Here is a 13,898-nt window from a genome sequence, read left to right on the forward strand (position 1 = left end):
TTGTCTGGTGCTCAAAGGCGTCTATGCGACCACCGTTGTCCTCGCGGCATGGCCGGGAGCTCCCGCCAAACGGGCGTCGGTCGTCACGAGTTCGGCGTCCAGCAACTCAGCCAGCGCCACGAAGCTCGCGTCGTACGCGGTGAGGTTGTCTCGCAACTGCCATACGCGGTCAGCTAACAGTTGGTGGTCGAAGTATCGAATACCGAGCTGTCCCAGCAGTTCACGAGCTTCTTCGCCTTCATCGAGGCTCGTCAGCCCGGCGGCGACGCGACGACGTAAGACTTGCAGCGCTTCGATCACCAGGAGTTGAGGCGCGGCGATGCGCCAGTCCGCGCGTTCCACGTGCTCTTGCACCTGCCTCGACCGAGGCAAGGAGAGCAATAACTCGATCGCCGCCGACGTGTCGAGAACGATCACCGAGAGTCTCGCTCCGCGCGGGTCGATTCCGCGGCTGTCTCGCCTCCGTAGCTGCGCACCGGCCGGGAGGCGAGACGTTCGCTCAGGTCACGAACGCTCGGAAACGAGACTGCGCGCCGCAACTCGTTCAACGCCAACTCGGACAGGGTGACTCCCTCACGAGCCGCTCTCACCTTGAGTTCCCGATGAAGATCGTCCGGCACGTTGCGCACCTGAATCATGGTGGTCATGCAATGATGATGACATCATCACAATCACATGCGCAAGCCTTTCTTCGTCGCCATGACATTCAGAAATTGCCTGGCGTAGCCGCCTTTCCGCAGGACACCGTTCAGCCCAGCGCTGTGCGCAGGCGGCGTTCGACGCCGGAGGCGCGGGAGGTGGGGCGGTCGATGGCGTGGCGGACCACCTCGGGCGTGCCGACCACCGTCAGGGTGCCGCGGGTGCGGGTGACGGCGGTGTAGAGCAGCTCGCGGGTCAGCACGAGGGAGTCCTCGTCGGGCAGCAGCAGGGTGACGTGCGTGAACTCGCTGCCCTGGCTGCGGTGCACCGTGCTGGCGTAGGCGCTCTGCGCTGAGGCGAGCCGGGCGGCGGCGACCGACTGGCCGGTGTCGAGGCGGGCCACTAGGCGGCCGTCCTCCTCGACCACCACGCCCACGTCGCCGTTGTTGACGCCCAGCGAGGGGTCGTTGCGGGTGACGAGCACCGGACGTCCGGCGAACCACGGGCGGCGAGGGTCGGGGAACCGTCGGACCACCCGCTCCAACTGGTCGTTCCAGAAAGCAACGCCCGCCGGACCCTCACGGTGCGCGCACAGCAGCCGGTGCTCGGCCAGCGCCGCGTGCGCCGCCACCGCATCGCCGTCGGCCGAGGCCCGGGCGAGGGCGAGCGCCTGGGCGCGGGGCCGGTCGTCGATCACGCTCGCGACCTGGTCGGGATCGACCAGCCGGACGTGGTCGTGGCCGCCGGTCAGCACGTCGAGGGCGTGGGCCGAGTCACCGGCGACGACCGCCTCGGCCAACTCGGCGACCGCCCCGTCGAAACGGTGGCCGCGCGTCAGATGCGTGACGCAGCCGCCCGTCTCGCCGACCCCCCGCACGACGTCGCGCAGCACCGCCCCGGCCTCCACCGACGCTAACTGGTCGGGATCGCCCACCAGCACCAGCCGACAGGCCGCCGGGGTGGCCTGGACCAGCCGCTCCATCATCAACAGCGACACCATCGAGGTCTCGTCGACCACCACCACGTCATAGGGCAGTGCATGCCCGGCGTGATGGCGGAAAGCCGTGCGATGGTCGGGGCGGGCGCCGAGCAGCCGGTGCAGGGTGACGGCGGGCAGACCCTCCAGCCAGGCGCGCTCGTCGGCGGTGAACACCGGGCTCGCCGCCTCACGCGCCAGCGACTCCCGCACCCGGGCGGCCGCCTTGCCGGTGGGCGCGGCGAGTCCGACGCTGATCGGCCGCCCGGCGTCGCGGGCGGACTGCTGGGAGCGCAGCGCGACGAGCAGCCGGGCGATGGTGGTGGTCTTGCCGGTGCCGGGGCCGCCGGTGAACATGCTCGTCCACGTGTGGGCGGCGCGTACGGCCGCCTCGCGCTGCTCGGCGTACGTCGGGCCGTCGAACAATCGGGAGAGGTCGGCGTCGAGCAGGGCCTCGTCGACGGTCGGCGGGGTCGCGCCGAGCCGGGCGGCCAGCCGCTCGCACAGCGACACCTCTAAAGCGTGATAGCGCGGCAGGTGCAGCAGCGGCTCCTCGACGATGACCACGCGATCCGGCCCCGACCCCAGCGGACTCGCCGCCACCCGGGCCCGCCACGCCGCCGGATCGTCGGTGTAGGCGGGCAGGGCGAGGTCGGGCGCCTCCACCCGCAGGTCAGCCACCGCGTGCTCCAGGTCGACGCAGGACGACCCCAACCGCACCGCCCGCACGGTCAGCGCCACCGCCAGCAGCACCGCTTCGTCGTCCTCGGCCCCGAGACGGCCGAGCGCGCGGGCCACCTGCACGTCGGAGGCGTCGAGCAGCCCGACGGCGTTCAACGCGCCGAGCACCCCCGTCGCCCCGGTGACGACGCGACGGTCGAAGGGGTCGAGCGCTTCGATCGATCCGGTCTCGGTCATGGCGTCCTCCCGGCGGAGCCGTCGAGCAGGTCGCTGAGGCCGAGCACCAGCGCGGTCGGCGGCCGCCACGCGAACACGCCATAGGGCGCGCCGTCGGCGGCGCGCGGCACGTCGGGGCCGGTCATGCCGCGCACGAACAGGTACAGCACGCCCGCCAGATGGGTGTCGGGGTCGTAGCCGCGCAGCCGCCAGCGCAGGAAACGATGCTGCGCGACCGTGTAGAGCAGCGCCTGCAGGGGATAGGTGGTGTGGGTCATCGCCTCGGCGAGCCGGTCGGGCGCGTAGGCCTCGAGTCCGCCGCCCGGACCCTCCAACCGGTTGGTCTTGTGGTCGACGACGAGGGCGCGGTCGCCGGGCAGCCGCAGCAACAGGTCGATGGAGCCGTTGAGATAGCCGCGCAGCGACCGCCAGCCGAGGTCTGGATCGCGCAGGTCGGGCGCGAACGGGCGCAGCGGGTCGCCCTCGGGCAGATGCTCCTCCATCAGATCGGCAATGTCGGACAGCGTGCCGCCGGGGCCATGCGGACGCCAGCCGCCCGCCAGCGGCAGTTCGAAGTCCATCTCGCGGAACGGCCGCAGCGCCAGCGCCTCGGCGAGGGTCAGGTCGTCGGCGAGCGGGCCGAGCGGCGTGGTGAGCGCGCCGACGAGCGCGCTGGTCAGGACGTCCGGGTCGACCGGGAGCGGTCGGCGGGACAGACGCTCCTCGACGTGGCCCCGCACCTCGGCGTCGAGGTCGTCGGCCTCGGAGTCGACGTCCTCCAACACGCCGTGGACGAGGGTGCCGAGGTCGGCCCCGCCGAACAGCTCGGCCCAGGGCGACGGGCCGAGGTCGCTCTCGGGGGCGTCCTCGACCACGACCTCGCTCTCGTCGTCGGTGTCGGGCTCCTCCGGCTCGACGGCGACGGCGACCGGCGCGTCGTCCTCACGGCGGATCAACGACGAGTACGAGGTGCGTGTCCAGGCGGTGTCGAGCTCTCGGGTGAACGACCGTGCCGACAACTCGACGTCGACCGTCGCGGGCGAGAGCGGACGGGCGCGCGGTGTCTGCATGCGTTCCAGCGCGGGACCGCCGCGCTCGGACCACGCGCGCAGCCGGGCGACCGCGTCGAGGTCGGACGGCGGCGGCAGGACGTCGGGCACGCCGGGGCTGTCCGGGTCGGGCCGGAACAGCAGCCGGGTCAGGGCCGCGTGTTTGCCGTTGAAGGTGGGCGCCCAGTGCAGGACGAGCTGTGACTGCGCGCGCGTCATCGCCACGTAGAGCAGCCGCAGCGACTCGCCGGCCCGTTCGGCGGCGTCGCGCTCGACATGCTCGCGGCGGGCTGGATGCGGGCCGCCGACGTCGAGGCAGCGGCGCCCCTCGTCGTCGTGCAGCCGCAGGATCTCGCGCTCGCGGGTGTACCGGTCGAACAGGAACGGCGCGTAGACGACCGGATACTGCAGGCCCTTGCTGACGAAGATCGTGGCGATCTGCACCGCGTCGGCGTCGCTGTCGAGGCGGCGCAGCCGGTCGGTCGGCGGCGCGCCCGCCCGACGGTGCTCGGTGAGCCAGTCGATGACGCCGACGAGTGAGAGCGAGGTGTCGCGGGCGGCCTGGGCGAGCACCTGCCCGACGTGCTCCAGGTCGGTGACGAGCCGCCGTCCGCCGCCCTCGGCGAGCAGCCGCGCGGTGACGTCGCCGCCGAGCAGCGCCTCGGTGAGCGCGTTCAGGCCGTGCGTCCGCTCGACGTCGGCAAGGTCGCGCAGCCGGGAGGCGATCTGGTCGGTGAGCGCGTCGCCGCTCGTCTCGTCGGCCAGCGCCTCGGCTCGGACGCCGAAGAACGGTCCGAGCGCCGCCGCCCGCACCAGGCCGCTGCGGTGCGGGGTGTGGGCCGCGGCGAGCAGGGTCAGCCAGTGGGCGCCGGCCGGGCCGTGCAGCACGTCGAGCCCGCCGCCGCTGACCGCCGGGATGTCGAGCTTCGCGAGCGCCTCACGGACGAGCGCGCCATGCGCGTGACTCTCCACCAGCACCGCGACATCGCCCGGCTGGACGGGACGCGGGCCGTCGCCAGGGTCGTAGGTCGCGTCGCCGCTGACGAGCCGGGCGATGTCGGCGGCCACGTCGTCGGCGATCTTCGCGCGCGCCACGCCCACCGGCACCCCCTTGCCCGGCGGTGTGTTCGCGTCGTCGCGGGTCAGCAGGCGCAGCCGGAACGGATGGCCGTGGTCGGGGTCGACCAGGCGTGATCCCTGACGCGCGGCCTCGGCCGGATGGACCACGATGTCGGGATCGCCGAGCGCCGCGCCGCGCTGGACCGCGTCGACCGCCGCCACCAGCGGGGCGTCGCTGCGATGGTTCAGCCGGAGCGTGCGCCGCTCGTCGGCCGTCCGCGCCGCGTGCAGATAGGTCGCCACGTCGCCGCCCCGGAAGGCGTAGATCGCCTGCTTCGGATCGCCGACCAGCACCAACGTCGCGTGACCGACGAAGGCCCGCTCCAGGATGCGCCACTGGACCGGGTCGGTGTCCTGGAACTCGTCGACGAGCACGACCCGCCAGCGTGACCGCATCACCTCGCGGGCGGGCGAGTCGTCGTCCTCCAAGGCGTCGGCGAGCCGGGCGAGCAGGTCGTCATAGGACAGCGACCGGGCGGCGAGCCGTCGTCGCGCGGCCTCGGTGCGGACCGCCTCGGCGAAACGGCGGCGACGGTCCGCCTCCGACCCCGGCTCGGCGCTGTCGGGCAGCAGCCGGCTCGCGGCGTCCTCGACGGCCTTCCCCGCCAGCTCGCGCGCCTGCGCGGGGGAGAACGGCGGGGTGGCCCCGGACCCCACGGCCCGCAGGTAGAGGTCGGCGGCGACGTCGTGGACGAGGGCGAGGTCGTCCTCGACGAGGGCCGATCCCGGCTCGACGTCGCCCAGCACGCCGAGTCCGCGCAGCACCGTGTGGCAGAAGCCGTGCGTCGTGGTGATGGTGGCCTCGTCGAACCGGACGAGCGCCGCTCGCAGCCGGTCGCGGCGTGCTTCGCGGTCGGTCTCGCCGAGCAGTGTGAGCAGCGGGTCGTCGGTGGCGGGGGCGTCCGCGTCGAGGTGCGCGGCGGCCTCCCGCAGCCGGTCGCGGACCCGGTCGCGCAACTCGGTGCTGGCCGCCCGCCCGAAGGTGACGATCAGCAGCTCGTCGAGGCCGGCCCGCCCCTCGGCCACCAGCCGTGTGACGAGCGCCGCGATGGTCCAGGTCTTGCCCGTCCCCGCGCTCGCTTCGATCAGCAGCGTCCCCGTCGGCAGCGGGTCGGTGATGTGGAACTCGGAGGTGGTGCTCACGCGTCCTCCAGCCGGGCTTGGAGCGGGCCCCACAGGCGCGAGGCCAACTGGGGGAGGGAGCGGCCGCCGACCTGCACGCGCAGCAGGTCGTCGTAGGACAGCGCCTCGCCGAAGGCCAACTGGTGGTAGGGGTCGGCGTCCTCGCCGTCGATGCCGTAGGTCTGATTGCCCTCCCACTCGCGGCGGGCCTCGCGGTGTGGATAGCGCTCGCCCTGACGTTGGGCGTCGGCGAGCGCGTAGGACGTCTTCGGCGGCAGCGGCAGGGCGGTGCGCAGGCCGAGGTCGCGCAGGTCGAGCAGATCGAGGAGCAGCGCCTGGGCCTCGTCGGACGACGGCGGGCGGATCGTGCGCAGCCCGGGCGCCGACGACCGTCCTTGCCGGACTTTGCCGACCAGTCGGAAGGGGCGGCCCTGCCCGGCGGCGGCGAGCGCGAGCGCGTCGACCCACGACGCCCCGAGATGCTTGGCGGCGATTTTCGACGGCGTGACCAGCAGGCCGTGCGTCGGCCGGACCCCGGCGACCGCGCCGACGAGACGCCGTCCGCCCGGCAGCTCCACGTCGACGTCGAGGCTCGCGGCCGGCTCGTCGATGAACGGCGCGGCGACGGTGTAAAGCGAACGGGCGGTGTCGCGGGCGGCGTTCAACGCGTCGTCGGCGAGCGGGCCGGGCGGCAGCAGGCCGCGTCGCCGCTCGTCGGCCTCGGCGTCGGGCCCGGACACGCCCGCGAGCACCGCGTCGAGCAGCCGCTCGGTGACCTGCCAGGTCTGCAGGGCGTCGAGGTCGAGCGCGATGGCGTCCTCCGGCGGGTCGTCCTCGTAGACGACGGTCAGGTCGAGCCGGCCGCGCAGGAAGGCGCGGGTGGGGTGGGCGACGAAGGCGCGCAGGTCGTCGAGGGCGACCACGCTGTCGACGCGCTCGGGCAGCGGCGACGACAGCAGCGGGGCGGGGTCGAGCGCGGGCCGCGTGGTGGCGCGGGCGCCTGCGGCGGCGGCCTGGTCGAAGCTGAACGGGGGGTCCGCGCCGAGCGCCCCCGGAGTGAAGGAGCGGGCGTCGAACGCCTGCAACGGATGCCGGACGACCAGCTCCCGCCGGGCCGTCCCCGCGGGCAGCCCGAGCATCTGGTCGAGTTGGTCGAGCAGCTCGCCGACGGGTGTCGCGGGGGGCAGCTCTTGCCCGGTGCGCTCGTTCGCGCCGGTGTAGGCGAGCACGAGGTGGTCGGTGGCGGCGGTGATCGCGTCGAGCAGGAGTTGGCGGTCCTCGGCGGTCGGGTCGGGCTCGCCGGGCAGGCGGCGCAGCGCGAGGAGGTCGTCGCCCAACGGCGCGGCGGTGCGCGGGAAGGCGGCCGCGTCGAGTCCCAGGAGACAGACGACGCGATGCGGGACCGAGCGCAGCGACGATAGCCCGCAGACCGTCAGCGAGCCGTCGCGGAAGCCGGAGCGGCCGGGTGAAGAGGTGAGGATGTCGGCCAGCAGCGCGTCGACCTCGACGACCGTCAGCTCGGCGTCGCCGGTCTGCTCGGCCAGCTGGCGGAGCACCTGCTGGGTCTGCCAGGCGTCACGGTGGGGGGTGCTGGCGAGCGCCTGGGCGGTGTCGCTCAGCAGGTCGACCCAGGTGGAGAGCGGCTGCGGGCGGGCCGCGGCGAGGAAGTCGCCGAGACGGGTGACCGCCTGCGTGAGACGGCCGACGAGGTCGATGCCGGTGCTGCCGAGGTCGTCGACCGGGAGCACCCCGCCGAGCCGGCTGCCATGTCCGGGCAGGCCCGGTTCGGCGGCGACCGCCACCAGCAGCCGGTCGAGTCCGGCCCGCCAGGTGTTCTGCGCGAGGCCGTCCAGATGCCAGCGGCCCCGGCCGTCGGCGTCGTAGCCCCAGCGGATCGCGGTCTCGGCGATCCACACGTCGATCTGCTCCAGGTCGTCGTCGCTCAGGTCGAAGCGGTGGCGCACCGGCCCGAGCGCCAGGAACTCACGGACCTCGGAGGCGGTGACACGTCCGGCGACGGCGATCCGCACGACCGTCCGCAGCACCTCGCCGACGGGGTTCGCCGCGCCGCCGTGGCGGCGGTCGACGCGGACCCGCAATCGGTGGCCGGGATGGTCCGCGCCGGGCACGTCGGCCAGCCCGAAGGAGGCGTCGAGATACGGCGCGAAGGCGTCGAGGTCGGGGCAGAGAACGACGATGTCGCGCGGCTCCAAAGTCGGGTCGTCGGCGAGCAGCCCCAGTACGACCTCCCGCACGACCTCCACCTGCCGTGCGGGGCTGTGCGTCGCATGGATCTGCACCGACCAGTCGTCGGGCCGTCGCTCGCGGTCGCCTCTCCCTTCCCCCGCGAGGTCGCCCTGCAGCCAGCCCAGCAGCGTGTCGGGCCGTTCGGGGGACGGGAGGTCGTCGAGTTCGGGGGAGAGGGCGAGGAGCGTGTCGGTGAGTTCCGCCGACTCCCGCCCGAGGGAAGTCAGGAGGGCACTCGACCCTTCGATCCCCCGCAAGCGGGAGGTGCCCCCACTCGGGCGCGGGGCGCCCTCACACCTCAGGGATCGAAGGCTTCGTTCCCTGAGGTGCGACGAGGAACGAGGTCCCCCGCAAGCGGGAGGTGCCCCCACCTCGAAGGGACGGGACGGAACCCACACATGCGCCTCCCGCCGTTCGCCCAAGGCCGCCACGAGATCCCACTCCGACGCCGTCAGTCGGAGCGATCCGAAGAGTGACAGCCGCTCGGGGAGGTCCGGGTCGACCGACCCGTCGCGCAGCCCGGCCGCCGTCGCCGCGACCCGCTGGTCGGGAGAGTCATGCCCGTCGAGTTCCGCGCTCACTCGCCGCCACAGCTCGGCCTGCCAGTGATGGGTCTGCGGCAGGTCGCCGCCCGCCCCGTCGGTGTCATGGCCGTCGTTCCAGGCCTGGACCATGGCGGGTCGCCGTCGCGCGTAGGTATGGAGCAACGACGCCAGCCGTCGCGCGGTGGCGTACCGGCGTCCCCGCCGCAACGCCTGATCCGCCTCCGGCAGACCCTGCCCGAGGTGCCGCGCGACGACGTTCATCCACGGTTCGCCGAGACACCGGTCGATGACATCGAGGACTGTCCAGGTGAGACGTCCTGGCGACCATGGGTCGTCGCGGTCGCGGTCGCGGTCGGTGAGGTCGGCGAGGAACCGTCCAGGACGGACGAAGTCGACGCTCGCGCAGATGCCGTCCTCACGACCCGCCGCCGCTCCGAGGCGATGCCCGAGCGACTGGGCCAGCCAGCGCTGCACGCCGTCGCCCGACACCACCACCAACTCCCGTGCGAAGGCGTCGGATGGCGGCTCCTCCATCACGCGCGCCAACGCGTCGACCAGAGTGTTGGCGCGTTCGGCGCGATGGAGGTGGAGGGTCACGCGCTCGAATCTAGAGGACGGCGGTGACACTTCCGGGGCCTAGGTTCGTCCCGGAGGTGATGGACATGGCTGAGACGCAGGTCGACGACGAGGACTTCGCGCAGATCCTGGCCGCGACGCGCGATTTCGTCCGTGAGCGGGTGGTGCCGCGCGAGGTCGAGATCATGGACGGCGACGCGATCCCCGACGACCTGCGGCGCGAGGCCGCCGGGATGGGTCTGTTCGGCTACGCGATTCCGCAGGAGTGGGGCGGCCTGGGGTTGAACCTGCGGCAGGACGTCGAGCTGGCGATGGAGTTCGGGTACACGTCGCTGTCGTTCCGGTCGATGTTCGGCACGAACAACGGCATCGCCGGGCAGGTGCTGGTCGGCTATGGCGCCGACGAGCAGCGCGAGAGGTGGCTGGCGCGGATCGCGTCGGGCGAGGTCGTGGCGTCGTTCGCGCTGACCGAGCCGGGCGCGGGGTCGAATCCGGCCGGACTGCGCACGAGCGCGACGCGCGACGGCGACGACTGGGTGATCGACGGGTCGAAGAGGTTCATCACGAACGCGCCGACGGCCGACCTGTTCGTGGTGTTCGCCCGGACCCGTCCGGCCGACGACAGCGGTCCGGGGATCGCGGTGTTCCTCGTCCCTGCCGACGCGCCGGGCGTCGAGGTGGGGCCGAAGGACCGCAAGATGGGCCAGGAGGGCGCGTGGACCGCCGACGTCATCCTCACCGGCGTCCGGGTCCCGTCGTCGGCGCTGGTCGGCGGCTCGGAGGACGTCGGCTACACGGCGGCCATGGCGTCGCTGTCGCGTGGACGGGTGCACATCGCGGCGCTCGCGGTCGGCAGCGCCCGACGGGCCTTGGACGAGTCGGTCGCCTACGCCGCGACGGCCACGCAGGGCGGGCGGGCGATCGGGGACTTCCAGTTGGTGCAGGCGCATCTGGCCGACATGCAGACCGACGTGCTGGCCGGTGAGGCGCTGGTGCGCGAGTGCGCCCGGAAGCACCACTCGGGCGAGGACCGCCGGATCGCCCCGAGCGCGGCGAAGCTGTTCTGTGCCGAGATGGCCGGCCGAGTGACTGACACGGCGGTCCAGATCCACGGCGGCGCCGGCTATATGCGGGACGTCCCGGTGGAGCGGATCTACCGCGACGTGCGGCTGCTGCGCCTGTACGACGGGACGAGCGAGATCCAACGCCTCATCATCGGCGGCCGGCTGATCCGCCAGGCCCGCCGCTGAACTGATAGCCTCTCCTCGTCGTTCATCGACAGCTCGTAGATCATCTCGCAGGCGATTCGGCCTGTCTCAGAGATACAGACGAGGAGAGATGAGATGAGCGAAGAGATCAGCGTCCACCGTCCGGTGTCGCGCCAGGCGGTGCGCGGTCCGAAGATGCGGGCTCGGGTGCGCGCCGAGGTCGGGGTGGTGGCCGTCCAGGTGCACGGCCGTCGGCTCCGTGAGTGGGCCGAGCGCCAGGAGGGCCCGTACCCGGACATGGCCGAGTCGGTCAGGATCGCCGAGGCCGAGCTGTCGGTGCTGGTCGACGCTCTCGGTTCGTTGGTCGAGATCGATCCGGGGCGGTTCGGGTACGACGGCGACTGCGCGTCCCCTCGCCGTGGCTCGTGGCGTCGCCCGGACGGGAGGGACTGAGCGCAGGCCGCTCCCGGCGGTCGCTTGACGCGGTCGCCGGGATGCGGTATCTGTCCCAGGTCGTTCATCGACATCTCGCACACCTTCCGTAGGCGGCCTACGCCTATTTCCGGGAAGGTCGTGGAGAAGGAGATGAGATGGACGAGCAGATGGACGTCAGCCGCCCGACGGCCGGCCGCGTGATGCGCAGCGAGGAGATGCGCAGGCGGCTGCGCACCGAGGTCGCGGTGGTGGTCGACAAGGTGCACGGCCGGTGCCTGCGCGAGTGGGCCGCCCGCGAGGACGGCCCTTACCCCGCCATGGTGGAGTCGGTGCGCATCGCCGAGGCGGAGATCGCGATCCTGGCCGACGCTCTCGGCCCGCTGGTCGGGATCGGCCCGGAGAGGTTCGACGACGACACCCGCTGCGTCGAGGGCCGCCCCGCGGCTCGCGCGGCTCCGGTCGAGCCCGTCCCGGCCGCCGCCCGGACGTCCCGGACTGGTTCGACTTCGACTGAGCCGTCGAGCGTGGCGCTCCCACGGGAGCGCCGCGCTTCAGGCGTTGTTCAGGTCGTCTGGAAGACCGCGAGCGTGTTCGATGTCGAAGGCGGCCGGGTGCCAGCCGTCGGGCAGCCACTCAAGGGCTTGCTGGGCGTTCTCGAACACCGGCGGCAGATGACTGTCGGCGTGGCCACTCTCGACCCAGGCGGCGAGTTCGTCGTGGCCGCCGACGCCACCGCAGTCCTCGGGCGGGCAGGCGCGACGGCCGGTGACGAGTTCGATCTCGGCTGGTGGCTCGGGCAGGACTTCTTCGACGCGGAGCAGGTGATCCCAACAGTCGCCGAAGTCGTACTCGTAGCCGATGGTGTCGCCGACGGCGCTGACGATCTGGTCGAGTCGGACCTCGTTCTCCCAGACGCCGGTGTCGCCTTGGGAGACGTCCCAGGTGGTGATGAAGGCTGGACTGCGCAGATCGGCGTCGGATCGGAAACGGTGTAAGTGACAGTCCTCCCATCCCATCGCCGCTTGGATGACGTCGTGCAGCCGGTCGAGGGTGATGTCGCCGGGTAGGACGAGTCGCCGCCAGACTGGCGGCTTGGTGTAGCGCAGGTCGAGCCGGATACGGAAGCCCTGTGTGTCATCCGGGACGGGACGGATGTCGGGTTGTGCTCGGGTGTCGAGTTCGTCGAAGAACATAGGAGCCGATGCCTTGGTCGTGGGGGGTTCTTTCTCTGACAGCAGAACATCTCGGATCAGCGAGATGGCCGCCGGGCTCGGAGCGCGGTCACGTCGTCGCTTGTTGGCGTTGGGGCCGATATTGCCGAGGACGTGCCAGAGTGGGTTGTAGACCCAATAGACGTCGCTACTGTTCACAGGTTGACCGTCACTGTGACCCCAGCCGAGCAGTGTGAGCGCGTCGGCGATGGATTCGGTGTCGATGTCTCCACCCGGTGTGCCACCGATGTAGAGGCAGAGGAGGACGGCGGCATATTGGTCGAAGGAAGGCTTCTGGGGGAGGAGCCGTTCGGCGAGATGATTCCAGAGGGTTTGGGGGTTTCGGCGTGCGGCCTGTCCGGCTTTGGTCAAGAGGAGCCGTCCCTGACGTTTGCGCAGCAAGCCGACATCGTGAAGCGATTGGCGGAAGGCGAGGACGGGCTGGGCGTTGACCTCAAGATTGATGCCGAAGATCCAGTCCTCCATCTCCGGCATGATGGCGGCGAGAGCTGTGACCTCGGTGGGTGGCAGGTAACCGGCTTGGGTGAGTTTCAGTCCGTCGTCGCCGACTCGGTCGAGCAGGTGGAGGTGAGCGCGCAGGCTATCGCGGAGTTCGTCTCCGCTGGGGGAGGGTTCGGCTTGGTTGGCGAGGATAGTGAGGCAGTTGGTGAGGTCCCGGTCGATGGGGGTGCGGTGCAGTCGGCCGAGGACTTCAGCGAGCCGGTGATCGAGGTGATAGTGGGTGAAGTTCACCGGATCAGTTTCGCAGTACCTTGTCGAGGGACTTACCACGACTGAGTTCGTCGACGAGCTTGTCGAGGTAACGGATCTTGCGCATCAACGGGTCCTCGACGTCCTCCACCCGCACCCCGCACACGACGCCCTTGATCGACTCGACGTTCGGGTTGAGCGTGGCGTCGGCGAAGAAGTCCTCGAAGGTGGTTTCGGCGTCCAGATGATGCTGGATGGCGGCGTCGTCGAACCCGGTCAGCCACGTGATGACCGTGTGCAACTCCTCGACGCTCCGCCCCTTCTTCTCCACCTTCGTCACATAGTGCGGGTAGACCGAGGCGAAAGGCATACGGAAGACGCGGTGCATGGGGCGAGGATAGCCCGGTGAAGTGTTCCGTTGCGTGTCCTTGCGAGCTAATATGCTTTTATGCGTACGACAGTGGACCTTCCTGATGACTTGATGCGGGCTGCCAAGTCGAGGGCTGCGACACGGGGGAGTCGCTGAAAGATCTCTTCACGCGTGCTGTCGCCACCGAGGTAGGCCGTCCCAACCGAGGGACGCGGGTGTCCTTCCCTCTCATCGAGTCGGTTGGTCCGCCTGTCACTCAAGTCGAGGTGGCCGCTGCCGCGCAGTCGGCGCAGGACGACGATGACGTACGTCGGGCTTTCGGATGAGTCTGCTGGACGTCGGGCCGCTTCTCGCCTTGGTGTGGCAGCGTCACGAGGCTCACGGCCGTGCGGTCGTCTGGCTGGACGGTGTGGACGAGCCGTCCGCCGTTTGCCGCGTGACGGCGATGGGTTTGATGCGTTTGTTGTCCAATCCGGCCGTGATGCGCGATGACGTGATGACCAGACGGCAGGCCTGGGGCGTCCTGGACACGGTGCTGTCCGACGAGCGCTTCGTCTGGCTCGACGAACCGATCGGCCTCACGGACCACTGGGCTGTGTCAAGTTTCGTAGACAGTCTGTTTGTGGGTCAGGCTGCGGTCGCGGTCTGAGTGTTCTGGTGGGCGGCGTGGACTGCTGCGGGGGTGCGGTAGCCCAGGGTGGAGTGGCGGCGCCTGCGGTTGTAGAAGACCTCGATGTAGTCCACGACCGCGAACCTCGCTCGGGCTCGGGTGGTGAACGACTGCCGGTGGTAC

At 71.3% G+C, this 13,898-nt stretch carries 12 protein-coding genes; 4 read left to right on the forward strand and 8 right to left on the reverse strand.

Translation table 11 applies throughout. The features are described from left to right. Nucleotides 1-21 precede the first annotated feature (21 nt). From QM621_RS14820 to recC, 5 genes are all read right to left on the reverse strand, one after another. A complete protein-coding gene (locus tag QM621_RS14820; RefSeq protein WP_414991161.1) occupies nucleotides 22-417 on the reverse strand; it encodes a type II toxin-antitoxin system VapC family toxin in 396 nt (131 codons plus the stop codon). Then, nucleotides 414-647: a FitA-like ribbon-helix-helix domain-containing protein gene (locus QM621_RS14825; protein WP_414991162.1), complete on the reverse strand. Its 234-nt coding sequence runs from the start codon at nucleotides 645-647 to the stop codon at nucleotides 414-416. The genes QM621_RS14820 and QM621_RS14825 overlap by 4 nt, the downstream gene beginning before the upstream one ends. Nucleotides 648-748: 101 nt before the next feature. Beyond that, complete coding sequence (recD, locus tag QM621_RS14830) at nucleotides 749-2,533, reverse strand: exodeoxyribonuclease V subunit alpha (protein ID WP_414991163.1); 1,785 nt, start codon at nucleotides 2,531-2,533, stop codon at nucleotides 749-751. Further along, entirely contained in the window at nucleotides 2,530-5,823 is a 3,294-nt protein-coding gene (locus tag QM621_RS14835; protein WP_414991164.1) for a UvrD-helicase domain-containing protein, read from the reverse strand. The genes recD and QM621_RS14835 overlap by 4 nt, the downstream gene beginning before the upstream one ends. After that, entirely contained in the window at nucleotides 5,820-9,191 is a 3,372-nt protein-coding gene (recC, locus tag QM621_RS14840; RefSeq protein ID WP_414991165.1) for an exodeoxyribonuclease V subunit gamma, read from the reverse strand. Before recC ends, QM621_RS14835 begins: the two co-directional genes overlap by 4 nt. A 65-nt stretch (nucleotides 9,192-9,256) precedes the next feature. Between recC and QM621_RS14845 the strand changes: the two genes are divergently transcribed. Beyond that, a complete protein-coding gene (locus tag QM621_RS14845) occupies nucleotides 9,257-10,420 on the forward strand; it encodes an acyl-CoA dehydrogenase family protein (RefSeq protein WP_414991166.1) in 1,164 nt (387 codons plus the stop codon). A gap of 93 nt (nucleotides 10,421-10,513) precedes the next feature. After that, nucleotides 10,514-10,831, forward strand: coding sequence for a hypothetical protein (locus QM621_RS14850; RefSeq protein WP_414991167.1), 318 nt, complete (start codon nucleotides 10,514-10,516; stop codon nucleotides 10,829-10,831). A gap of 533 nt (nucleotides 10,832-11,364) precedes the next feature. Here the strand turns inward: QM621_RS14850 and QM621_RS14855 are convergent. Then, on the reverse strand, nucleotides 11,365-12,183 hold the full coding sequence (locus QM621_RS14855) for a plasmid pRiA4b ORF-3 family protein (RefSeq protein ID WP_414991168.1): 819 nt from the start codon (nucleotides 12,181-12,183) through the stop codon (nucleotides 11,365-11,367). A gap of 3 nt (nucleotides 12,184-12,186) precedes the next feature. Between QM621_RS14855 and QM621_RS14860 the strand changes: the two genes are divergently transcribed. Next, on the forward strand, nucleotides 12,187-12,822 hold the full coding sequence (locus QM621_RS14860) for a hypothetical protein (RefSeq protein WP_414991169.1): 636 nt from the start codon (nucleotides 12,187-12,189) through the stop codon (nucleotides 12,820-12,822). On the opposite strand, the gene QM621_RS14865 is transcribed toward QM621_RS14860, so the two are convergent. Further along, complete coding sequence (locus QM621_RS14865) at nucleotides 12,782-13,123, reverse strand: DUF2200 domain-containing protein (RefSeq protein ID WP_414991170.1); 342 nt, start codon at nucleotides 13,121-13,123, stop codon at nucleotides 12,782-12,784. The two genes, QM621_RS14860 and QM621_RS14865, sit on opposite strands and share 41 nt — an antisense overlap. Nucleotides 13,124-13,427: 304 nt before the next feature. Between QM621_RS14865 and QM621_RS14870 the strand changes: the two genes are divergently transcribed. After that, nucleotides 13,428-13,754 (forward strand): hypothetical protein, encoded by a 327-nt coding sequence (locus QM621_RS14870; RefSeq protein WP_414991171.1) that lies wholly within the window; start codon nucleotides 13,428-13,430, stop codon nucleotides 13,752-13,754. On the opposite strand, the gene QM621_RS14875 is transcribed toward QM621_RS14870, so the two are convergent. Next, nucleotides 13,733-13,898, reverse strand: a 166-nt coding sequence (locus QM621_RS14875) for an IS3 family transposase (protein WP_414991172.1), incomplete at its 5' end; no start/stop codon positions are given. The two genes, QM621_RS14870 and QM621_RS14875, sit on opposite strands and share 22 nt — an antisense overlap.

The sequence above is a fragment of the Aeromicrobium sp. genome (assembly GCF_047606445.1).
GTDB lineage: Bacteria > Actinomycetota > Actinomycetes > Propionibacteriales > Nocardioidaceae > Aeromicrobium.